Annotated in this window: 15 protein-coding genes; 14 read left to right on the plus strand and 1 reads right to left on the minus strand. The window is 51.2% G+C overall.

What is annotated here, in order from left to right; genetic code table 11:
* Nucleotides 1–41: 41 nt before the first annotated feature.
* From FHT67_RS07445 to FHT67_RS07455, 3 genes are all read left to right on the plus strand, one after another.
* Nucleotides 42–2,909 carry an ABC transporter permease gene (locus tag FHT67_RS07445; protein ID WP_167197028.1) on the plus strand — a complete coding sequence of 956 codons (2,868 nt, stop codon included), beginning with the start codon at nt 42–44 and terminating at the stop codon, nt 2,907–2,909.
* Between the two features lie 3 nt (nt 2,910–2,912).
* Complete coding sequence (locus FHT67_RS07450) at nt 2,913–3,800, plus strand: ABC transporter ATP-binding protein (RefSeq protein ID WP_167197031.1); 888 nt, start codon at nt 2,913–2,915, stop codon at nt 3,798–3,800.
* Between the two features lie 61 nt (nt 3,801–3,861).
* On the plus strand, nt 3,862–6,540 hold the full coding sequence (locus FHT67_RS07455) for an endo-1,4-beta-xylanase (protein WP_167197033.1): 2,679 nt from the start codon (nt 3,862–3,864) through the stop codon (nt 6,538–6,540).
* A 164-nt stretch (nt 6,541–6,704) separates the two neighbouring features.
* On the opposite strand, the gene FHT67_RS07460 is transcribed toward FHT67_RS07455, so the two are convergent.
* Nucleotides 6,705–7,469 (minus strand): response regulator transcription factor, encoded by a 765-nt coding sequence (locus FHT67_RS07460; RefSeq protein ID WP_167197037.1) that lies wholly within the window; start codon nt 7,467–7,469, stop codon nt 6,705–6,707.
* Nucleotides 7,470–7,728: 259 nt separating this feature from the next.
* Between FHT67_RS07460 and FHT67_RS07465 the strand changes: the two genes are divergently transcribed.
* The 11 genes from FHT67_RS07465 to FHT67_RS07515 all read left to right on the plus strand — a co-directional run bounded on the left by FHT67_RS07465 (nt 7,729) and on the right by FHT67_RS07515 (nt 23,330).
* Entirely contained in the window at nt 7,729–9,135 is a 1,407-nt protein-coding gene (locus FHT67_RS07465; protein ID WP_347880080.1) for an extracellular solute-binding protein, read from the plus strand.
* A gap of 91 nt (nt 9,136–9,226) precedes the next feature.
* On the plus strand, nt 9,227–12,121 hold the full coding sequence (locus tag FHT67_RS07470; protein ID WP_208403182.1) for an extracellular solute-binding protein: 2,895 nt from the start codon (nt 9,227–9,229) through the stop codon (nt 12,119–12,121).
* A gap of 17 nt (nt 12,122–12,138) precedes the next feature.
* The gene (locus FHT67_RS07475; RefSeq protein ID WP_132307020.1) at nt 12,139–13,104 is read left to right on the plus strand and encodes a carbohydrate ABC transporter permease; all 966 of its coding nucleotides are present in this window, start codon (nt 12,139–12,141) and stop codon (nt 13,102–13,104) included.
* Nucleotides 13,105–13,106: 2 nt separating this feature from the next.
* A complete protein-coding gene (locus FHT67_RS07480; protein WP_167197040.1) occupies nt 13,107–13,979 on the plus strand; it encodes a carbohydrate ABC transporter permease in 873 nt (290 codons plus the stop codon).
* A 14-nt stretch (nt 13,980–13,993) separates the two neighbouring features.
* Entirely contained in the window at nt 13,994–15,466 is a 1,473-nt protein-coding gene (locus tag FHT67_RS07485) for a hypothetical protein (protein ID WP_167197043.1), read from the plus strand.
* Nucleotides 15,438–16,073 carry a YIP1 family protein gene (locus FHT67_RS07490; protein WP_167197046.1) on the plus strand — a complete coding sequence of 212 codons (636 nt, stop codon included), beginning with the start codon at nt 15,438–15,440 and terminating at the stop codon, nt 16,071–16,073. The genes FHT67_RS07485 and FHT67_RS07490 overlap by 29 nt, the downstream gene beginning before the upstream one ends.
* 120 nt (nt 16,074–16,193) lie before the next feature.
* Nucleotides 16,194–18,743, plus strand: coding sequence for a DUF5696 domain-containing protein (locus tag FHT67_RS07495; RefSeq protein WP_167197050.1), 2,550 nt, complete (start codon nt 16,194–16,196; stop codon nt 18,741–18,743).
* Nucleotides 18,740–19,654: a carbohydrate ABC transporter permease gene (locus tag FHT67_RS07500; RefSeq protein ID WP_167197052.1), complete on the plus strand. Its 915-nt coding sequence runs from the start codon at nt 18,740–18,742 to the stop codon at nt 19,652–19,654. The genes FHT67_RS07495 and FHT67_RS07500 overlap by 4 nt, the downstream gene beginning before the upstream one ends.
* A 16-nt stretch (nt 19,655–19,670) precedes the next feature.
* Nucleotides 19,671–20,615 carry a carbohydrate ABC transporter permease gene (locus FHT67_RS07505; RefSeq protein ID WP_167197055.1) on the plus strand — a complete coding sequence of 315 codons (945 nt, stop codon included), beginning with the start codon at nt 19,671–19,673 and terminating at the stop codon, nt 20,613–20,615.
* Nucleotides 20,616–20,762: 147 nt separating this feature from the next.
* Nucleotides 20,763–22,031: an endo-1,4-beta-xylanase gene (locus FHT67_RS07510; protein WP_208403183.1), complete on the plus strand. Its 1,269-nt coding sequence runs from the start codon at nt 20,763–20,765 to the stop codon at nt 22,029–22,031.
* 75 nt (nt 22,032–22,106) lie between these two features.
* Entirely contained in the window at nt 22,107–23,330 is a 1,224-nt protein-coding gene (locus FHT67_RS07515; RefSeq protein WP_167197058.1) for a GDSL-type esterase/lipase family protein, read from the plus strand.
* Nucleotides 23,331–23,448: the final 118 nt, after the last annotated feature.

The raw sequence follows: 23,448 nt of genomic DNA on the forward strand, positions 1-23,448 counted from the left end.
AACGAAGCCTTGGCGACAGGGCGCAAGAGTGAGGTGTACGCATGGCATTATGGACAATGATTCTCCGCAAAATGGCCAATAACAAATGGCTTCAGCTGAATTTATGGTTTGGTCTGACCGTATGCGTGGCTCTATTCAGCTCGATGCCGCTTTATTCGGATGCCATTCTCGAGAGGACTTTGCAGAAGGAGCTTCAGCTGGTCCAAAGCAAGAACTCCGTATTTCCCGGATACGTGCGGGTCAGCACATCGGTCTCATCGGCCAAGATGGATCAGAAAACCGCTCAGGCCATTGAACGCGCGGACCGGTACATTCAGTCGATTCCCGAGCGGATGGGACTGGAGGCGCTGTCCTTCTATCAGCAGCGTTTCACCCAAAAGATGAAGGTGTACGGAGCGGACGCATCGGAGCAGGAGAAGAAGACGCAAAAGACGACGGGAGGCTTCAAGGCGCTGTCCGACATGGACAAGAGAGTGCGTCTGATTGACGGCCGAATGCCGGTTGACCGCACGGACGGCTTGTTTGAAGCGGTTGTGACGGAAAAGTTTCTGAATTCCGTTAAACGCGATTTAGGGGAGGAGCTTCTGGCAGAGACGGCGGATAAGCATTTGTTCCGGGTCATCCCGGTCGGGATTATCGATACCGATCCGGCAGCGGATCCGTATTTGCCTTTTCTGGCGACGGATGAGCCTGACGGCTTCCTCATTCCCTTCCGGCAATTCGAACGCGAATTTATGGCAAAGGACGGCAAGGTAAGGGTATCCGACCTGGAATGGCGTTATGCGCTGGATTACAAACAGATGAGCATCGATAAGATCGGGGCCTTCACCGAAGCCAACCGGGCGATTCGAAGTTACTTCCGCGGACGGCTTGGGTCAGCAGAAATTAATATTCCCGCGAATGAAACGATAGCCTCCTATCAAGGCAAGCAAGAGAAGCTTGACGTGATGATGCTGTCTCTGTATTCTCCGGTGATGCTCATGCTCGCTTTCTATTTGTTTATGGCGGCAAATCTCGTCATTGAGAGGCAAAAAACGGAAATATCCGTGCTTCGAAGCCGAGGAGCCAGCCGGCTTCAGATTATGACGGCTTATACGCTGGAAAGCCTGATGCTTGGAATAAGCGCGCTTGCGGTTGGTCCTTTTCTTGGCGTTACCTTTACGAAAATACTGGGGGCATCGGGCGGATTTCTTGAATTCGTGCAGCGTTCGGCTCTCGAGGTCAGCTTGACCAGCAATGCGTATAAGGTAGCGGCCGCCGCAGTTGCCGGAGCGATCGTGCTGATCCTGATTCCGGCGTTTCTGGCGACCCGGGTATCGATCGTGAATCATAAGCAGCAGGCGGCAAGAATGACCAGGATGTCCTTCTGGCACAAGACGGGCATCGATATTTTGCTAGTCGGTCTGGCTCTGTATCTTCTCTACAATTTCAATAACCGGCAGCAGGATTTAAAGCGTCTGGCCCTGGATTCGGATGCCCTGCAGGTGGATCCGCTGCTGTTTCTGATGCCCGCGCTGTTTGCGCTGGGAGCCGGGCTATTGGTGCTTCGGATTTATCCATGGTTTATTCGGCTTGTTTACTGGGCCGGGCGCAAGTGGTGGCCGCCGGCGCTATACAACACGCTTATACAGATCAGCCGTTCGTCTGGCCAGTATTTGACGATTAAAGTATTCCTGATTTTGACGGTATCAACCGGATTGTTCAGTGCCAACGCAGCACGGACCATCAACGATAATATGGAAAGCAAGATCCAATATAACATTGGCGCGGATATGACACTGACTACCCGTTGGGAAAGCGACGCTCCTCCGCCAATCCAGCAGGGAGCCGAGCCTCCGAATCAGACTGCGCAAGAGTCCGGCGAGAAGCGGGTGCAATATACGGAACCGCCATTCCAGCCATTCCGGGAGCTGAGCGGGTTAGAAGCATCGGCCAAGGTATTCCGGAAGGAAGGGGCCAGATTCAGCGCGGGCGGCGCGAAGAAGACAAACGGCGCAGCCACGCTGGTTGGTATCGATACGAAGGATTTCGGTGAAACCGCCTGGATGAAGGACGGTCTTCTCGATTATCCAATTAACAGTTACTTGAATCTTATGGCGACCAATCCGAAGGCGGTTCTTATCTCGCAATCGCTAGCCGACGCCGCGAAGGTCAAGCCCGGGGATCCGATAAGCCTTTATTGGGACGGACTGGATGAAGCGTTGTTCACCGTCTACGGCATTATCGATTATTGGCCGGGCTGGAATCCGCTGCCTGCTGCGGGCGGCGAAGAGAGACCAACAAAGCCGAATCTTATCGTCGGCAATTTGAGCACGATTCAGAACCGGCTTGCGGTTGAGCCTTATGAAGTGTGGCTTAAGCTGAAGGACGGCGTTTCCAGCCAGTCCATCTATGATCAGCTGACCGCAGCGAAAATCAACGTGACCGGTCTGCACGACTCGAAGCAGGAGCTGATCGCTTCCAAAAATGATCCGTTCCGGCTGGCCATTAACGGAGTCATGACGCTAGGCTTTGTTATATCGATGCTGATCAGCTTCTTTGGCTTCCTGTTGTTCTGGGTGCTTGCTTTATCCGGCCGAACGCTGCAGTACGGGGTTTTGAGGGCGATGGGTATTCCTTTCCCGCAAATTATCGGCATGCTGCTCAGCGAGCAGCTTCTTACCTCCGGTGCAGCCGTCATCATCGGCGTGTTAATCGGCAATAGGATCAGCGAGCTGTTCGTCCCGCTGTTTGAAATGTCGTTTGCAACGGCGGAGCAGGTTCCGCCATTTCAGATCGTCTATAAGCTCAGCGATTATTTGCAGCTTTACAGTATCGTAGGCCTTACTCTCACCGTTGGTCTGCTAATACTTGGCTACCGGCTGTCCCGGACGCGGATTGCGCAGGCGCTGAAGCTGGGGGAGGAATAAACCATGATCAGATGCGAGGAGCTCGTCAAAATCTACAAAACCGCCGATCTGGAGGTGGTTGCTTTGCAAGGGCTGGATATGCGGGTGGAGGACGGAGAGTTAATGGCGATCATCGGCAATTCCGGAAGCGGGAAGTCGACGCTGCTGAATATGCTGGGCGGCCTGGATAAGCCGTCCGCTGGCAAGCTGTTTGTAGACGGCAAGGATCTGCTTGCGTTTGGCGAGAAGGAGCTTGTGAAGTATAAGCGGGAGACCGTTGGTTTCGTATGGCAGAATAACGCCCGCAACCTCATTCCCTATCTAACGGCTTTGGAGAACGTAGAGCTGCCCATTCTTTTGAAGGGTAGGCGGCGCAGAGCGCGTGCTATCGAGCTGCTGGAAGCGGTTGGGCTTGGTCATCGCCTGAGAAACAAGCTTAGCGAGCTGTCCGGAGGCGAGCAGCAGCGGGTGGCGATTGCCATCGCACTGGCCAATGAGCCCAGGCTGCTTCTCGCGGACGAACCAACCGGCTCGCTGGACACGAAGACCTCGGATCAGGTGCTGGATCTGTTCCGGAACCTCAATCAGACCCTTGGCATTACCGTTGTAATCGTTACGCATGACCCGCTGCTAGCCCGCAAGGTCAACCGGGTCGTGCAGATCCGGGACGGCAAAACCTCCGCGGAGATGATCCGCAGAGAATCGTATGCCGACGAGCTGGCACGGCTGGATGCCGAGCACCTGCAGGCCGAGCGGCAAAGCCATATCGAATATGCGGTTCTCGATAAGGCAGGGCGTCTCCAGATTCCCGCCGGTTATCTGGATGCCGAAGGCTTCAAGGACAGCAACAAGGTACGCGTTGAGCTGGAGGAAGGGCGCATCATCCTTTATCCGCAGGAAATGACGCCATAATCCGCCCCTCAAGGGGCGGTTTAATGGAATATACAAGAAAAACGAAAGGTGAGGTGTACGGATGAAGAAACAAGGTTTGAAGCGCTCTTTTTCGGGCGTGCTGGCCATCGCTCTGATGCTGACGTCATTGTCGCTAAGCGTGCTGCCCAAACAGGCGGAAGCGGAAGCAAGCACAGTGAAATGGGCAACGGATTTTGAGGATGGCACGGTTCAAGGCTGGCATGGCCGCGGAGGCAATGAAGTGCTGTCAGCCTCGGAAGTCGCTGCTCACACAGGGACATACGGTCTGCAGGTAACGGGAAGAACGCAAGGCTGGAATGGCCCGCAGCTCGATGTAACCTCCATGATGACGGAAGGGAAAACCTATGCGCTTGCCGCGTGGGTCAAGCTCCCGGCAGGCACAGCGGCCTCATCGGTATCGATGACGGTTCAGCGTACGACGGACGGGACAACGAATTATGAAGGGGTTGCTTCCGGAAATGTTACAGCGGACGGTTGGGTGAAGCTTAGCGGTCAGTATCAATTAAAGCAGCCGATCCAAAGTCTCTCCGTCTATTTTGAAGCATCCTCTAGCCCAACGCTGGATTTCTATGTAGATGATTTTTCCATTGAACAGCTTCCTGATCCGGAACCGATTGTCATACAGCAGGATATTCCTTCGTTGAAGGATGTCTTTGCCGATGATTTCAAGCTGGGAGCAGCGGTATTGGTTAATGAAATCGAGGATCCAAGCGGTCCCGATGCGCAGTTGATCAAGAAGCATTTCAACAGCTTGACTGCCGGCAACGAGCTGAAGTGGGATGCTACGGAGCCGCAGGAGGGACAGTTCAACTTCACGCGCTCGGACAAGATTGTTAATTTTGCGGTGGATAACGGTATCGCGATGCGCGGTCATACGTTGATCTGGCATTCCCAAACCCCGAACTGGGTGTTTTACGATGAGAACGGGAATCTTGCAAGCAAAGAACTGCTGTTTGCACGGATGAAGCGTCATATCGATACGGTCGTCGGCCGATACAAAGGCAAAATTTATGCATGGGATGTTGTGAACGAGGTGCTTGAGCCAGGCGATAATCAGCCGGGCGGTCTCCGCAACAGCTTATGGTATAAGATCGCTGGAGAAGAATTTATTGAGAAGGCATTCGAATACGCGCATGAAGCCGATCCCAATGCGAAGCTGTTCATCAACGATTACAATACGAATATGCCGGAAAAACGGCAGGATCTGCATGACTTAATCAAACGTCTGAAGGATAAAGGCATTCCCGTCGACGGCGTTGGCCATCAGACGCATATTGGCATTGAATATCCGCAGATTCAAGAGCTCGACGACATGATTCAAGCTTTCACGGATTTGAATATTGAGCAGCAGGTAACAGAGCTGGATATGAGCGTCTATACCAATGACAATGATGCTTACGAGACATTTCCTCCGGAGCTTCAAGTGAAGCAGGCGAAGCGGTATAAGGAACTGTTCCATGTATTCAGGAAGCACGCGGATCAGCTGACCGCCGTTATTTTCTGGGGCAAGGATGATTTGAATACGTGGCTTCGCACCTTCCCGGTCGACCGCAATAACTGGCCGCTCCTGTTCGATGAACGGCTGCAGGCGAAATATGCCTATTGGGCATTAGTGGATCCAAGCAAGCTTCCGGTGGACATTCAGAACGCAACGGCGGCGAATGCCGGCGCGGCCATTGACGGGAAGCTGGAGGATGCTTGGAACAGGTCGCCTTACGTCTCCGTTAAGAGCGAAGGAACGGCTGTCGCCAAGTTCAAGTCGCTATGGGATGCGCATAACCTTTATCTTACGGTTGACGTGACGGATCCAAGCACGAACGGAAATGATGCGGTGGAAGTATTTATCGACGGCAATAACGGAAAAACTGCCTCATACGAATCGGATGACAAGAAATACACGTTCCGTCGAAGCGGTGCTAATCCGGGTAAACCGGCTGCCTACAAAGCGGTTAAGCTTACAGACGGTTATCGGATCGAAGCGGCCATTCCGCTTGATGGCTTATCGCTGAATAACAAGCTTGGATTTGATGTGCGCATTGCAGACAAAGCGGGCAGCGCGGTAACGAGAACCTCCTGGAATGACAGAACGGGATCGCAAGATACCGATACGTCCAAATATGGCGTTTTAACCTTAATAGAAGGTCCGCAATTTGCGGAAGCTCGGGCGGGTTCGCCGGTTATAGACGGCAATATGGATTCCCTCTGGAGCAGCGCAAACATTATTACGACAGACCGCTGGGTGCAAGGGACAAACGGAGCAAAAGCGAAGGTTAGAACGCTGTGGGATGCAGGACGTTTATACGTACTCGCGGAAGTGACGGATTCGTTGTTGTCGAAGCAAAGCCCTAATGCGTGGGAGCAGGATTCGGTAGAACTATTCGTCGATCAGAACCAAGCCGGAACGGCGAGCTATCAAGCAGACGACGGGCAGTACAGGATTAACTTCGACAACGAGCAAAGCGTGAATCCGGGCTCTTTAAGCGGAAATCTGGTATCCGCGGTAAAACGTACCGCCAATGGTTATCTGGTTGAAGCCTCCGTGAAATGGAATGGCACGCCACCTGCAGCCGGAGACGTTATTGGCTTTGACGTTCAGGTGAACAACGATGAAGACGGCGATGGGGATCGTGAAAGCGTAGCGATTTGGAATGACCGATCGGGGCTGTCCTACACGAACACCTCCGGCTTCGGATTACTGAAGCTGTCGGATACAAAGTAGACGAGCACAAGCGAGAAAGCTTTCCGTTAATCCGGAAAGCTTTTTCGCTTGCGACTTCAAGGAGACATGTGGGAATAGCCGGTCAAAGTCCCGGGACTTAAGCAAGAGTCCCAAGACGCTGCCGGCTTCTTTTCGTTTGCAAGCGCTTACGAAAATGACAATCCTCATCCGTTCATGATGTAAATCGTACTTTGCTTGCGGTACTCATTAGCGCTCGCGCCCGTGTATTCCTTGAATTTCTTGTAGAACCAGTCAATTTCCGTATAGCCTACTTCATTTGCAATCTCGTAGATCCTCATATCCGTTTTCTCCAGAAGGAGCTTTGATTTCTCCATTCGCTGTTGAAGAAGATATTCGTTAAACGACATGTTCTCCTGGTCTTTGAATTTCTGGCCAAGATAGGCGCAGTTGAAGTGCAGCATGGTTGAGATTTTTTTCAAGGTTATATTCTCATGCATATGCTCCTGGACGTATTGCTTGACCAGATCAATGATGGACGGATTCTGACTTTTTTTATTCTCGTAGCTTAGGGTTAACCGTTTGGAATGTACGGATTGAACGTCCAGCTCCTTCTTTATCTTGCAGAGGCTGGCAGCCAGATCCCCGGGATGCATCGGATCCGCAATGTAATCGCTTACTTGAAGGGCCATTGCTTTCCGCAGCAGCTGGAAATCATGACTGCCTCCCAAAAGAATGATAGAAACGCGGCTAAGTTCTCTGATTTGTTCACAGATCTGCATTCCGACAGCCTGCGAAGGTTTAAGATCTATAAGAATGAGGTCGAACATCTGCGTGCGAAGAAGAGCTTGAGCGTCAGAGAGAGAATCCGCATAGGCATGAAGCTGGAAGCCATGCTGCTCCCATGGAAGCAGCAATCTGGTTTCTTCTCTCGAAATCTTGTCGGGATGAACAAGTAATGCTTTATACATAAAGCTGAACCTCACTTTCTGTAGGATTGTCTCTGACGGATATGGTTTTTATTATTGTTCATGACTCGGGCGGGTGACAATGTGCATTTCTTTATCCATCATCCATTTGTTTACCTCTTGGGTTAGCAGCTGCGTGACAATCCGCGCTATTCCTGGAAACCTATAAATTGACAGGTCATTGACCTATTTGCAGGCAGGTTGTTGGCCAGAAATGTAAGCGCTACACTTTTTCCTGTAAACCAATTTAGGGGGGACCAATGTGAGAGTGAGAAAGACGGTTATGATGCTTTCGACTTTGATGTTAGCGGCTTCATTAACGGCATGCAGCGGGGGAAGCGGCGGCAGCAAAGGCAATGAAGGCGGGAACGGCCAAAGCAACAATACGGATGCGCCTGCAAGCAATAATGCGACAGCCTCCAACAATGCCGCGGCCTCGAATAATGCCGGCAATGCGGAAGAGGATGCTTCATCGCCGGAGATGGATTTCGACATGGGGGGCAGAACGATCAAGGTCGTCTCCTGGTGGGATATGACAATCGGAGAGGACAACCCGGACAATATCCAGCGCAAGAAAAACCTGGAGGAGCTTGAGAAGAAGCATAACTTCAAGATGGAGTTCATAGCGGTTGACTATGGCGAATACCAGCAAAAGGTCGTCGCATCCCTCCTTGCGGGCGAACCGCTTGGCGATATTGTGAGACTTGGCAAAAACTACACGATTCCTTCCCTGGTTCAGCAAGACCTGTTATGGCCGGTTGACGAATACACGAAAAACACGAAGGTATTCAATCCAAAGGCTACCGAATTCATGTCGTACAACGGCCGCGGTTACGCCTTCTCAGAAGGTCAAGGCAACCTGATTACCGGCATTTTCTATAACCGTACTCTTCTTAACAAGCTTGGTATCAAGTCTCCGCAAGATTACGTAAGCGAGGATAACTGGAACTGGGATACCTTTACTCAAGTGGCCAAGGAAGCGAACAAAGATACGAATAACGACGGCAAGCTGGATACTTGGGGACTTGCGTCCGCCGGGTTTATGGATCCTGCTCTCGTCTCCAATGAAACGAGCCTGACGAGCGGCGATAAGCAAAATCTGGATGATCCGAAAACCGTTGAGGTCTTTAATTTCCTCTCCAAGCTGGCAACCGAGAAAGTGGCACGCCCAACCGAAGGCGGGGACTGGACGGAACCGGGGCAGTTCTTCCGTCAAGGCAATACGCTTATGTATGCCGGAGCCATGTATGAGATCGGCGGCTTGAAGACGGATATGAAGGACTACGATATCGGCTTTGTGCCGTTCCCGAAAGGTCCAAGCGCAACCGCATACCATTCCGCCGAAGGGGCATTCCAGGCTCTGACCATTCCGAAGAGTGTCGAGAATCCGGATCAGCTGGTGTACATCTGGGAAAAAATCAACGATATCGATTCGATCTACGACTATGCCGACCAAGCATCGCTTGAGAGCAACTTCACCGACGAGAATGATATCCAGAACGCCCGCGATGCAGGCGCAGGCATGCTGGTGCTTGACAGCGGTACATTCCCGAAATTCCCTTACTACGAAATGATCGGCGAGCTGACCTCGGGCAATTCGGTATCAACCGTAATCGACAAGTATAAAGCGCAAGCTCAATCCGCTATTGATGAGGTTTACAAAAAGTAACAAGCAAAGCTTTAGCGACAGTCCCCATTCGAACCATTACAAGGGGGACTGTTGCTAAAGCGTAATCTCTTGCCGCAGGAGGGGAGAAAAGTTGAGCAGCAAAAAGCGCTACGGAATTGCCATACTGGTTCTACTTGTATTTTTTTTGTCCATATGGGCTTTCTACCCTTCGGGTCAGCCGAATAACGGACGCGCTCAGGCAATGGGCGGATTTCAGGCGGTTACCGACTCCGATGACAAAGGCGGCTATAACGAGTATTTGAAAAGCTATTCCGCCGACGACAGACCGTCTCAAGTGATCCGCATCGAAGGCGAAAGATTCGCCGGTACCGTTGGGGAAGGCTTTGAGGTGGCCGATCGTCCGGAGGGGCTGGACGGAAAAGCCGTCATGACGCCGGATGCCGGCTCGATCAGCTGGAACGTCCCCGTTCAAGAAGCCGGACTTTACAATATCCGGATTCATTACTATCCGCTGGAGGGGAAAAGCTCCGCCATTGAACGCAAGCTCACGATTAATGACGAGCAGCCGTTTACGGGGGCTGAAGATTTATTGTTTGACCGGCTTTGGGGCAATCGCGATGCCGGAATTCAGAGAGACGACCGGGGAAATGATCTTCGTCCAAGGCAGATCGAGAAACCGGCTTGGCAGCTCAAATCATTCATGGACAGCGAAGGCTATTTTGCGGAGCCCTATCTGTTCCACTTCGACAAGGGGACGCAGAAGCTTACGCTGACGGCTTCCCGGGAGCCGATGGCCATCGACTATATCGAGCTGTATCAGGATCAGACCGTCAAGTCCTATGAGGATTTTAAGAAGGATTATGAAGCGGCAGGCTTAAAGCCCGCGAAGGATCAGTATATGATGATTCAGGCGGAGGACGCGGTGCTGAAATCGTCTCCGACCCTATATCCGTTGTCCGACAAATCAAGTCCTTCCGTTATTCCGTATGATGTGTCCAAAATCAGGGTTAACGCAATCGGCGGCGTGAACTGGAAGCTGCCGGGGCAGTGGCTGGAGTGGGAAGTGGATGTTCAAGAGGATGGATTGTATCAGATCGCATTAAAAAGAAAGCAGGATCAGCTACGCGGCGTTTACAGCACGCGCAGCCTGATGATCGACGGAGAATATCCGTTTAAAGAAATGAAGCAGATTCCGTTTAACTTCGATATGGACTGGAAGATGGACGTCATGGGCGGCGATGAGCCCTATCTGTTCCATTTGAGCAAAGGCAAGCATACGCTCCGTCTGTCCGTATCCCTGGGCGAGATCGCTCCGCTGCTCCAGACGATTGAATCAAGCGTCCTGCAGCTTAATGAGATATACAGAAAGATTCTGATCATTACCTCCAACTCGCCCGATCCTTACCGCGATTACCAGCTGGAGAAGCGGATTCCGGAGATGACGGAGGTGTTCAAGACGCAGGCTGCCACGATCAAGAGCGTGGCCGATTATCTCGAACAATCGACAGGCGAGCAAAGCGATAAAGTAGCGGTTCTCCATACGATGGTCAATCAGCTGGAAGAGATGGCTGCAAAGCCCGAGACGGTTGCGAAGCGGCTGACCGCTTTCAAGACCAATGTCGGCGGACTTGGCACTTGGATCTTAAACGTAAGAGTACAGCCGCTTACGCTGGACTATCTAGTCGTCTCTTCTCCGGAAGCCAAGCTTCCGCGGGCAAGCGCTACCTTGTTCCAAAAGATTAGGCATGAGCTTGGTGGCCTGGTCGCTTCTTATACGGAGGACTATGACAGCATTGGCAATACCAAGCAAAGCGACAAGTCGATTACGGTATGGATTACGACCGGGCGGGACCAGGCCCAAGTATTAAAGAGCATGATCGATGAAAGCTTTACGCCGGAGTCGAATATATCCGTGAAGCTGAGGCTTGTTCCGGCCAATATTCTGCTTCCTGCGACGCTGGCCGATGAAGGACCGGATGTTGCCATGCAGATTGGGGAAGACGTACCTGTCAACTATGCGATGAGGAAGGCGGCAGCGGATTTGTCCGCATTCCCCGACTTTAAGGAAGTGGCTTCCAGGTTCAACGAAAGCGCTTTGGTTCCTTATGAATACGGCAATGGCGCATACGCCTTGCCGGAGCAGCAGACCTTTCCGATGCTGTTTTACCGGAAAGACGTTCTGGCGGAAATCGGGTTGACCCCGCCAAAAACCTGGCAGGACGTGTACAACATGATCTCGGTGCTTCAGAAGCACAACATGGAGTTTTATTTGCCGATCGACACGGTAACGAACAATGCGAATCTCATTCCGAATGCTACGTTCTCGATGCTTCTCTATCAGAATAACGGCAAGTTCTATACGGATGATGACAAGAGAAGCGCGCTCGATTCGGATATCTCGATGGAGGTCTTTAAGAAATGGACGCAGTTCTATACCAACTATAAGTTCCCGCTGATGGCGGATTTCCCGAACCGCTTCCGTACCGGAGAGATGCCGATTGGGATTGCGGACTACACGACTTACAACAACTTGACGGTAATGGCGCCCGAAATTAAGGGGTTATGGGACTTTACGATGGTGCCGGGGACGGAATTGCCGGACGGCACGGTGAATCATGAAGTGGCCAGCCATACAACCGCGGTAATGATGCTGGAGAATGCCAAGGATAAGGATGCGTCATGGGCGTTCATGAAATGGTGGACCAGCAAGGAGACGCAAATTGCTTACGGACGCGAGATGGAAGGGCTGCTCGGGGAAGCCGCCCGTTATCCGACTGCCAATATAGAAGCGTTAGAGGAGCTTCCTTGGCCGGTGAAGGATTATAAAAACCTTGAAAGCCAGTGGCAATGGGTAGAGGGAATTCCTCAGGTTCCAGGCGGCTATTTCACGGGTCGCCATTTGGACAATGCCTTCCGCAAAGTCGTCAACGGCAATGAGAATCCCCGCGAGGCGTTATCGGATTATCTGTTGTATATCAATGACGAAATCGCGATTAAGCGTAAAGAATTTAAATTACCGAACTAGCTTGGGGGTGAATGCCGATGCCTGAACAAACCGTATCCGTACCCGTGCCCGCGCCGGATCTTATCCGGCAGCCGGCCAAGGTATCCAGATGGGCGCAACTGTTCAAAGAGATCAAGAGAAACAAGCACAATTATATCTTGATGAGCCCGTACATGATTATTTTCACCCTATTTACGATTATTCCGGTTGTATTCTCGATCTGTCTTAGTTTCTTCTATTTCAATATGCTCGAATTTCCGAGGTTTGTTGGCTGGGATAACTATTCCAGGCTGTTTCTGAATGACGACGTCTTTATGATAGCCTTGCGAAATACATTCATGTTCGCCGTTATTACAGGGCCGATCAGCTATTTCGCCTGCTTCCTGTTCGCGTGGATTATAAATGAGTTGTCTCCGAAGATCCGGGCTGTCATGACCTTGATTTTTTACGCGCCGTCGATCTCGGGAAACGTGTATTTCATATGGCTGATTGTCTTTTCCGGTGACCGGTATGGTTATTTGAATGGCTTTCTGATCAAATTCGGCTTTATTCTGGAGCCGATCCAATGGCTTACGAATGAGCAGTATATTCTGACCATCGTCATTATCGTTCAGTTATGGCTGAGCCTCGGTACCAGCTTCCTTGCTTTTATCGCCGGGCTACAGACCATTGACCGGTCTCTGGTAGAAGCAGGTACGGTAGACGGGATCCGCAACCGGTGGCAGGAGCTGTGGTTCATTACGCTTCCGTCGATGAGACCGCAGCTGTTGTTCGGCGCAGTCCTTCAAATTACGGCGTCCTTCGCCGTTGCGGATGTTTCCATTGCCCTGGCGGGCTTCCCGAGCGTGAACTACGCGGCGCATACGATCGTCACGCATCTGATGGATTACGGCACGATCCGCTTTGAAATGGGCTATGCATCGGCCATCGCAACCGTTCTCTTCCTGATCATGGTGGGCGCCAACAAGCTGACCCAGAAGCTGCTTAGAAAGGTCGGTGAGTAACGTTGAACAGTTGGACAGCGGTTTTCCGGATTCAGAGGAAGCTTAACCGCTCCTTTACCGTCAGCTTTTTATTATTTCTGCTCCTTGCCGTATTTGGCCTGTTTATGGCCATCCCGCTTGTGTACGCGGTTAACAATGCGTTCAAACCGCTTGACGAGCTGTTTATTTTCCCGCCGCGGATTATGGTCAATAACCCGACGCTGGATAACTTCTTCGACTTGTTCTCGTTAATGGGCAATTCCTGGGTTCCGCTTTCGCGCTATATTGCCAATACGCTCGTTATTACGCTTGTAGGAACGTTCGGGCATATCCTGCTCGCCTCGGCTGCGGCCTATCCGCTAGCCAAGCATAAATTTCCGGGCTCCCAGATTATTTTCTCGACAGTCGTTCTGTCGCTGATGTTTTCCGGTACGGTTACGGCCATTCCGAACTATATGATGATGTCATGGCTTGGCTGGATCAATACGCATTTATCGATTATTATTCCATCCCTCGCTTTCCCGCTTGGACTATTCCTGATGAAGCAGTTCATGGAACAGATTCCGGACGCGCTCGTGGAAGCGGCCAAGATTGACGGAGCAAGCGAGTACCGGATCTATTGGCAAATCGTCATGCCGAACGTAAAGCCGGCCTGGCTCACCCTTATGATTCTGCAATTCCCTATGCTGTGGGGCTCCGACGGAGGCAACTTTATTTATAGCGAGAACCTGAAGACCCTTCATTATGCATTAGGTCAAATCGCGCTTGGGGGCATTGCCAGGGCAGGCGTTGGCGCGGCGGTAGCGCTTATTCTGATGGTCGTTCCCATCACGCTCTTCATCCTGTCCCAGAGCAGTGTCATCCAGACGATGGCAACTTCCGGGATGAAAGAGTAGAAGGGAGCCAAAGCATGTTGCGAATACAGAAAAACATATACTTCCTCCTTGCCTTAACTTTTCTTTTGGGCATAGGCGTAGGCGCAGGCGGCACAAGGGTTCAGGCTGCGGACGGGGCAGAATCCTATAATTATTCTTATTGGGGGCTAACGACCGCGGCACCGGCAGCGTATCAGGCAAACGTTTTGTGGAACGGGGAAAGCATGGGGGCGGGCTCTTTTAAAGAGCCAAGCGACTTCCAAGTAACCGAGGATCAACAAATCTATGTTCTTGATTCGGGCAACAACCGGGTTGTTGTGCTGGACGACAAATTTCATCCGGTACGGACGGTCAGCTCGTTTGTCCGAGACGGCAAAGAGGAGACCTTCAATAATCCCCAGGGGCTGTTCGTAACCGACGCCAAACAGCTTGTGATCGCGGACACCGGCAATAAACGGATTGTTCAACTGGATCGGAACGGCAATCTGGTCAAAGTTATCGAGGCGCCCAAATCGGATATGCTGTCCGAGAAATTTGATTTTCAGCCGGTACGGGTTGTTGTCGATAAGGCGCAGCGGGTTTATGTCATGTCCACCGGCGTTTATGACGGCTTTATGGAATTTAGTCCGGACGGCACGTTTACTTCGTTTGTTGGCGCGAACCGGGTCTCCTTTAATCCAACGGATTATTTATGGAAGATGCTGTCGACCAAAGCGCAGCGCAGCCAGATGGTTATGTTTACGCCAACGGAGTTCACTAATCTGGACATTGACCGGGAAGGCTTTATTTACGCCACGAACGGACAGGACAGCGGGAATGTCAAAAAGCTGAACGCCCAGGGCAACGACATATTGCGGCGGGAAGGCTACTTTGCCCCCGAAGGCGATATCCGTTACACGAACGCAACCGGACCATCCCGATTGATCGATATCGATGTTGGCGACAGCGAGATGTACTCCATACTTGACGGCAAGCGGGGAAGAATTTTCACCTATGACGGAGACGGCCATTTGCTGTACGTGTTTGGCGGGCTGGGTAATCAATTAGGACAATTCAATACGCCGGTAGCCATTGAGCGGCTTGGCGACGAATTCCTCGTACTGGATAAAGCGCTTGGCGAGATTACCGTCTTCCAGTCGACCGAATACGGCCGCACGCTAAACGACGCTGTCAGAGCTTATTACGATGGCGACGAGGATAAAGCCTTTACCTTGTACCAAGAGACCATCAGCATGAACGCCAATCTGGAATTTGCCTATGCGGGGATTGGCAAAGCCCTGCTTCGTCAAGGCGATTATCGCGAAGCCATGAAATATTTCAAGAAAAGCATGGACCAAAAAGGATATTCCAAGGCCTTCCTGCTCTATCGGAAGGAAGTGCTCCGCGAGTATTTCCCCGGCATTATGTCAGGGTTACTGTTACTCCTTGTTTGTTGGTTTGGAATAAGCAGATACCGGAAATGGAGAGGAGGAAAAAAGGTTGCCTTCATTAAACAGAGAGCTGTATAAATATCCGTTATATCTGATTTTGCATCCCTTCAACGGCTTCTGGGAATTGAAATATGAACGCAGCCGGAAGCTGAACCTGATCATTTCCTTCGCGATTTTGTTCCTGCTGATTATCATGAAGATTATGCAGACGCAGTACAGCGGATTTCTCGTCAACATTGTTTATCCGGACAGCATAAACAGCCTGATGGAGAGCTTGTACGTGATTGTGCCCGTCTTGTTCTGGTGCATAGCCAATTGGTCGCTGACTACCTTAATGGACGGGGAAGGCAAATTTGCCGATATTTTCACCTCGACTTGCTTTGCGTTAGTACCGCTTCTCGTTATTCAATTTCCGTGGATAGGATTGAGTAACCTCATTTCGCTGGATGAGGTGTCCTTCTACCATTTCTTCAACAATGTGTCGGTGCTCTGGTGCGCCTACCTGCTGTTTGTCGGCAATATGACGGTACAGCAATATTCGCCGTCAAAGACCATCGGAACCATCATTCTCACCATTGCGGCAATGGCATTTATGGCTTTCTTATGTTTATTGTTCTTTAGTTTGATTCAGCAGATGGTTGCGTTTGTGCAGGTCATACACCAAGAAATCGTACTCAGGCGCTAGCGGCGCTTTCGAAGCAAGAATCTTCACGATTGCCGGTAAACGGCTAATTGCGAGGCCATTCTTTTGCCGGTGCTTACGAAGCATGAATGGCTTCACCATTCATTTTAAGGGGGCAAGAAGATGAATAAAGCCAGAATGGCCATGCTGACCGCATGCGCTCTGGTTGGGATCCTGCTTGCCGGATGCTCGGATTCCGCTTCGGGCAAGCAGGCGGGAGAAGCTGATCAGGCCGCGATGACATTCACGCAGGGAAAGGCTTTGAGCGCATCCTTCACGGATCCCCTAATTGCTGACATGAAGGGGGTTGCCGAGAATGATCAGCTCCGCTTATTCGCCGATGATCAGACGGGCGCCATAGCCGTTCTTAATAAGCAAAGCGGAGCCGTTTGGCGCAGCAACCCGCCGGGGAGCAGCGAAGACACCATTGCCGCCGGCGTGAACAAGGATTTATTATCGTCCCAGATTAAGCTGGATTTCTACAATGATTTCGGTCAGCTCAACTCGATTAATTCCTATACGGACAGCGTTGCGAATAAACAGATTAGCATGGAGAAGCTCCCGAATGGGCTTAGCGTTACCTATCAATTCGGCAAGGTGGAGAAAACGCTGGAAGATATGCCGAAGATGATGAGCAAAGAGCGCTTCGAGGCTTTAAACAAGAAGCTGGATAAAACCGGACAGCGCGCGTTGAAGATTGCTTATAAAGAAAATAAGGAACAGACGGCCTATGAGCGGAACGACAGCGCGTTAAACGGGCTGCAGCTGGACCGGGCGCTGAAGTCCCTTGAAACCGCCGGTTATACGGAGGAAGATCTGAAGAAGGATATGGAGGAGCTGCATTTCTCCCAGGAGAAAACAGCCCCGAGAATATTCGAAGCGACTATCCAGTACACCTTGGACGGCAACAGTCTTGTTGCAGCTGTTCCGGTGGCGGGCATCCATTACCCTGAAGAGTATCCGGTAAACAGCGTCTCCTTTCTCAATTTCTTTGGGGCGGGCGGAACAGCGGACAAGGGCACGATGCTTGTTCCGGACGGATCGGGCGCGCTTATTCGCTTTAACAGCGGCAAGACCCGCTATCCATCGTATCAGCAGCTCGTTTATGGCCAAGACAACACAATGGCCAGAACGGAAGACGCGGCAAGAGAAGAAGCGGTGAGACTTCCGGTCTTCGGCATCATCCGCGAGAACAGCGCTTTTCTCGGCATTATTGAGGAAGGGGAGTCTGTTGCAACGATTAACGCGGATATAAGCGGCAGGCTCAACAGCTATAACTATGTTTACCCTAGCTTTAACGTTATCAATAAAGGCCAGGTAACGCTGGATGCGAACGGCCAGCAGCGTTCCCTTCCGAAGTTTCAGGAAAATCCGATGAAGTCCGATTTTGTTGTCCGGTATGCCTTCCTGAGCGGAAAGGATGCCAGCTATCAAGGCATGGCGAGCTACTACAAAGAGTACTTGGTAAATAACAAGGCTCTTCCTGTGGAGAAAGCGGAGGACGAGGATAATATCCCGTTCTATCTCCAGCTGGACGGAAGCATTTCGGATAAGAAGCATTTTATGGGCATTCCGTACCGCGCGCTGGAGACACTGACAACCTTTAAGGAAGCCAAGGCTATTATCAATGAAATGAAGCAGCTGGATATTCATAATATCAAATTGAAATATGCCGGATGGTTTAACGGAGGGCTTGATCATAAAGTGCCCAAATCGATTTCGGTAGACGGGGAAATCGGCGGAAGCAAAGGGCTGAAGGACTTGGCCACTTTTGCAGCGGACAGCGGTGTTACGCTTTATCCGGACGTGGCGTTTTTAACAGCGAATTCCGGCGCGGATTTCAATGAATCCAAATCGGCATCGCGAACGCTGAGAGGGGATCCGGCAGCGCTGTATCCGGCGGATTTGGCCTTGAACCGGCGCGATATTTCCAAGTCCCCCTCTTATATCGTTTCGCCTCGGCTTGTTGAGAGCTTTGTGGATTCTACCTTGAAGGGCATGAACGCGTTTCAAGCGAAGGGCATTTCGGTCAGGGATCTTGCCGATCAGCTAAACAGTGATTACAGGAAGCATAACCAGATCGACAGGACGGAATCCGAGGAGATTTCCAAAGCAGCGATGGCGAAGCTGCAGGGTGAGAAGCTGCAGGTGATGGGCAACGGCGGCAACGCCTACGCGCTTCCGTACCTGTCTGATCTTACGAATGCTCCGATGGGCAATAGCGGCTTCAAGCTGGAGGACGAGCAAATTCCGTTCTATCAGATGGTAATTCGCGGGAATGTGGAATACACGGGTGCGCCATATAATCTTTCCAACTATACGAATGACAGGCAATACATTCTGAAGTGCTTGGAATTTGGCTCTAATGTTTATTTCGAATGGATTTATGAACCAAACTATTCCGTCAAGGACACCGATCACAACGAACTATACGCCGTGAACTATAAGCTGTGGATGGATAAGGCCGCAGGCATGTACCAGGAAGTAAACAAGGTACTGAAAAATGTTCGAAATCAGCCGATTACCGGACACGAGAAGCTGCAGGACGGCGTGTACAAGACCGTATACGGAAACGGCATGTATGTCATCGTCAATTATAACCTTGCTCAGGTGACTGTTGACGGCCAGATCATAGAAGCCGAAAGCTACAAAACGGGTGGTGACCAATCTTGAAACGGATAGCAAAGCTCGGCATGAAGCAACGAACCTATGCGGAGCAAAAGGCGCTGTTAGGCTTTCTATTTGTTTTGCCTTGGCTGCTGGGGTTTATCTTGTTCTTTATCATTCCGCTGGTCAACTCTTTCCGTTATAGTCTCAGCAAGATCGAGGCCAATTCATCCGGAATTAAAATCAGCTATATTGGATTCGAGAACTATATCAACGTCTTAACCGTGAATACCAGCTTTAACCGGACCTTGACCGAGGCTATTCTCAACATGGTGGTTAACGTGCCTCTGATCGTCATTTTCAGCTTGTTCCTGGCCGTACTCCTTAATCAGAAGTTTATCGGTCGCTCGATTGCCCGCTCGATCTTCTTCCTGCCGGTCATTCTGGCCTCCGGGGTGATCATGACGCTGGAAACCTCCAGTCTCGTGCAAGCCGTTAATGACCAGAACCAGGGCTCGGGCGGCGCCATTCACGCTTTAGGAGCCTACGAGCTGGCAGGGCTTATGATGGATGCGGGCGTCAGCGAAAGCGTCGTTAATTATTTGACCGGCGCCGTGGAGCGAATCTACCAGATCGTCAGTCAATCCGGCGTGCAGATTCTGATTTTCCTTGCCGGCATTCAGACCATCTCCCCTCAGCTGTACGAGGCTTCCAAGATGGAAGGGGCAACCGGCTACGAGGCGTTCTGGAAGATTACTTTTCCGATGGTCAGCCCGCTTATTCTCGTGAATATGATATATACCATTATTGACTCCTTCTCAAGAAACGGGATGACGGATTTAATCAAGGAGACGGGCTTTACCAACTTTGATTTCGGTCTTAGCTCGGCAATGGCATGGCTGTATTTCGTGTCCATTATGCTGATCCTGCTCATCAGCTCCTATATCGTTTCGAAGAAGGTCTTCTACCAAGAATAGAAAGAGGGTGAGCTCATTGATGATGGCCCGATTGTTATCGTTTGAAAGCTGGAAGCGCTGGATCTGGTCCTTCGTAAGACTAGTGCTGATTGCCGGACTTTCATTCGTTATTCTGTATCCGATTATTCAGAAGATATCGACCGCGATAAAAGCCAAAACGGATCTCTATTCGCCCATTGTGGTATGGATTCCCGAGCATTATTCGCTCGAGAACTTCAAGAATGCGATTTCCATCATGGATTACTGGAAGACGCTCCTGAATACGTTCTCGCTGTCTGCAACAACCACGATTCTGACCGCTATATCGTGCGCGCTGGCCGGCTATGCCTTCGCAAGATTGAAATTCAGGGGCAGCAACCTGCTGTTTGCGGGCGTCATTCTGACGATCATGGTCCCGCCGACAACGATACTTATTCCGATGTACTTGAATTTGAAGGATTTCAGCTTAATGGGGCTTATTCCTCTCCTTACGGGAAAAACCGTCAATTTGCTGAATTCGTATTGGCCGTTTATCCTAACCTCCATAACGGCCAATTCCCTGAAAGCCGGATTATATATCTTTATCTTCCGGCAGTTCTTCCGGGGAATTCCGCGGGAGGTCGAAGAAGCTGCTTACATGGACGGGGCCGGCGTTGGTCAGACCTTCCTGCGTATTATGCTGCCTAACGCGATTCCCTCCATTATTACGGTACTGCTCTTCTCGTTCGTCTGGCAGTGGAACGACAGCTTCTTTACGACAACCTATCTCACCTCGAGCAACGTGATGTCAACGCAGCTGTCGTCCTTGCCTTATAATCTTTCTATTATTCTTGGCAATGACGCTTCCGCCAAGGATCCGTTCTACTTGAGCATGGTGCAGGATACGGGAATTCTGCTGGCGATTCTGCCTCTTATCGTGTTATATCTGTTCGTGCAGCGCTACTTCGTTGAGAGCATCGAGCGGACAGGACTTGTCGGGTAAAACAATGAAATGATGACATGTATATTTCGGTGTCAGTCGAGTGCCCCCATTCGATCTGGCGCTAAAACCAACCTCTATATCGCGGTCGCTCATCCTCGAGAGGCCGGGGTAGAGGTTTTTTTTATTTCACGAGAAAGCGGGTTTCCTATGCTTCGTATACGCAATAAAGCCTTTTTCACTATTATTCTCTCGGCGGTACTCCTCGTTGTCGTCATCATGATGCTGATACTGAACAAGTCCGGAGAACCCGGTCAGACCACTGCCGCCAACGTTCAAACAACGGCTCTGCCCGTATCCGCTGCTCCGCAAGAGCCGTCGGAGAGCAGCACGGAGCCGCCGAAGCAGACGGCGGAGGCCGTCGCGCCCTCCGTACAGCTGGATATCCCGTCGCTCGCGGAGACCTTCGAGAATGATTTTGCCATCGGAGCTGCCCTTGAGCCCAACCAGACGAATGGATTATCGGCAGAACTTTTGAAGAAGCAAGTGAATATGCTCGTAGCCGAAAATGCCATGAAGCCGGCTTCCATCCAGCCGGCAGAGGGGCAATTCAATTGGGATCAGGCGGATCGGATTGTCGCCTTCGCCAAGGCGAATCACATGGCTATACGTTTCCATACGCTTGTATGGCACAGCCAGGTGCCGGACTGGTTCTTCCGGGACGCTGACGGCAAACCGATGGCGGATGAGACCGATGCCAAGAAGCGGGAAGCCAACAAGAAGCTGCTGCTGGACCGGCTGGATGCTCATATCCGGGCTATTGTTGGCCGTTACAAGGATGACATTAAATATTGGGATGTCGTGAACGAAGTGATTGAGCCTGCGGATCCGGATGGCATGCGAAGCAGCAATTGGTACAACATTACGGGCACCGACTACATTGCGACTGCCTTCCGGGCCGCAAGAGAAGCTGGCGGCCCCGGGATTAAACTGTACATTAACGATTACGGAACGGATGATCCGAGGAAGCGGGACCGATTGTACGATCTCGTGAAGGAGATGCTCGATAAAGGCGTTCCGATCGACGGCGTCGGTCATCAGACCCACATCAGCATTTATAGCCCGTCCGTGATGAACATTATGGATTCGATGAAAAAATTCAAGGAGCTGGGGCTCGATAACCAGATTACCGAGCTGGATATGAGCGTCTATAACTGGAACGACCGGACCGATTACGGAGCTGCCGTGCCGGAACATATTTTGCAAAAGCAGGCACAGCGCTACAAGGAGCTATTTGAAGCGTTAAAGTCGAATGCAGGATTGGTCAGCGCTGTTGTGTTCTGGGGGATCGCTGACGATCATACTTGGCTAAGCACATTTCCTGTCGCTCGGACGGAAGCGCCGCTGCTCTTTGACAAGCAGCTGCATGCAAAGCCCGCTTTCTGGGCGATCGTGGGAGGAAGCAATGCCGATCGGTAAAAGGACAGGTTGATGCGCTGGAAGACCGATTGAAGCTGTAATACTATTAAATCGTACGACGAAAGGAGATTAACGATGACGGAGGAGCAATTCTTAAGAGATTCAGAGGAGCACGTGGATATACGCTCGGAGGCTTATCGCGAAATGATCGCTAAATCCTTGCTTGAGTTAGGCAACAACAAGCGATTGAAAGCCGCCATAGAGAAAGCCAAGAGAGGCGAGGACGTTACGATTGCTTTCATTGGCGGGTCTGTCACTCATGGGGCGGGAGCGGATCCGCTTCATCTGGACTGCTACGCTTACCGGACGTATGCCGGCTTCAAGGAAAGGTTTGGAAGAGAAGGGGGCCCGCATATCCGCTTTATTAAGGCAGGCGTTGGCGGTACGTCCTCCGAGCTGGGCATGATACGTTACGAGCGGGATATTCGAAGAGACGGAGCGGTTGAGCCGGATATCGTCATCGTCGAATTTGCCGTCAATGACGCCGACGACGAGACGAAAGGAATTTGCTACGAAAGTCTCGTAAGGAAAGCATTGGCCGCCGACAATGCTCCTGCCGTCGTTCTGCTCTTCAGCGTGTTCGAGAACGACTGGAATTTGCAGGATCGCCTTGCTCCCATCGGCCGGCATTACGGACTTCCCATGGTAAGCGTGAAGGACGCGGTAACGGAGCAGTTTTACAAGTCAAAAGTAGAAGGCCATGTCATCTCCAAGAAGCAATTTTTTAGCGATATCTATCATCCGACCAACGCCGGGCATCGCATTATGGCCGACTGTTTGTGTTGGCTCTTCGACCAAACCGATCGCTGCGAATTGCATCAAGAAGATATCTGCCTAGATCAACCTCCGGTCTACGGCAGCGATTTTGCGGATGTTCAATTGCTGGATCGGTACAATGGCATTGGCGCGGCAGAGATTACGGAAGGCAGCTTCTCCGCGGCCGATTCCGAACTGCAGTTCGCGGAGATGGACGACCATCCATACGGATCGCCTCAGTTCCCTTACAACTGGATGCATGCATCGGAATCCGGAAGCGATAGCTTTAAGATGACGCTTCATAGCAAAAGCCTGCTTCTCATCTATAAAAATTCCGGCAGCGACGATTTCGGAAACGCCGATATTTGGGTCGACGGAAAGCTTGCGAAGGCAGCGGATTCTCATGCCGTCAACTGGACGCGCTGCCATGCCGTAATCTTGTATCGGGAACAAGTCTCTAGGGAGCATACGGTGGAAATCAGAATGGCTGCCGGGCATGAGCGAAGGAAATTTACGATTTTGGGCTTCGGTTTTGTAAAATAGTTTTTCACTCTGCATTTAGAACGGAACAAAGACAATTTCTTCGGTAACGATGAGGAAATTGTCTTTTTTTATTGCTTGTGCCGATACAAAAGGGTTCCTGCCGGTCAGGCATATGGAT

The sequence above is a fragment of the Paenibacillus sp. BK720 genome (genome assembly GCF_011761545.1).
In the GTDB taxonomy this organism is placed as follows: Bacteria; Bacillota; Bacilli; order Paenibacillales; family Paenibacillaceae; genus Pristimantibacillus.

What these genes read in the sequence shown, in the direction of transcription:
- FHT67_RS07495 (WP_167197050.1), top strand. Translation starts at nt 16,194, where the DNA reads ATGAATAAAGCCAGAATGGCCATGCTGACCGCATGCGCTCTGGTTGGG.
- FHT67_RS07450 (WP_167197031.1), top strand. Translation starts at nt 2,913, where the DNA reads ATGATCAGATGCGAGGAGCTCGTCAAAATCTACAAAACCGCCGATCTG.
- FHT67_RS07515 (WP_167197058.1), top strand. Translation starts at nt 22,107, where the DNA reads ATGACGGAGGAGCAATTCTTAAGAGATTCAGAGGAGCACGTGGATATA.
- FHT67_RS07445 (WP_167197028.1), top strand. Translation starts at nt 42, where the DNA reads ATGGCATTATGGACAATGATTCTCCGCAAAATGGCCAATAACAAATGG.
- FHT67_RS07455 (WP_167197033.1), top strand. Translation starts at nt 3,862, where the DNA reads ATGAAGAAACAAGGTTTGAAGCGCTCTTTTTCGGGCGTGCTGGCCATC.
- FHT67_RS07485 (WP_167197043.1), top strand. Translation starts at nt 13,994, where the DNA reads ATGTTGCGAATACAGAAAAACATATACTTCCTCCTTGCCTTAACTTTT.
- FHT67_RS07460 (WP_167197037.1), bottom strand. Translation starts at nt 7,469, where the DNA reads ATGTATAAAGCATTACTTGTTCATCCCGACAAGATTTCGAGAGAAGAA.
- FHT67_RS07475 (WP_132307020.1), top strand. Translation starts at nt 12,139, where the DNA reads ATGCCTGAACAAACCGTATCCGTACCCGTGCCCGCGCCGGATCTTATC.
- FHT67_RS07510 (WP_208403183.1), top strand. Translation starts at nt 20,763, where the DNA reads ATGCTTCGTATACGCAATAAAGCCTTTTTCACTATTATTCTCTCGGCG.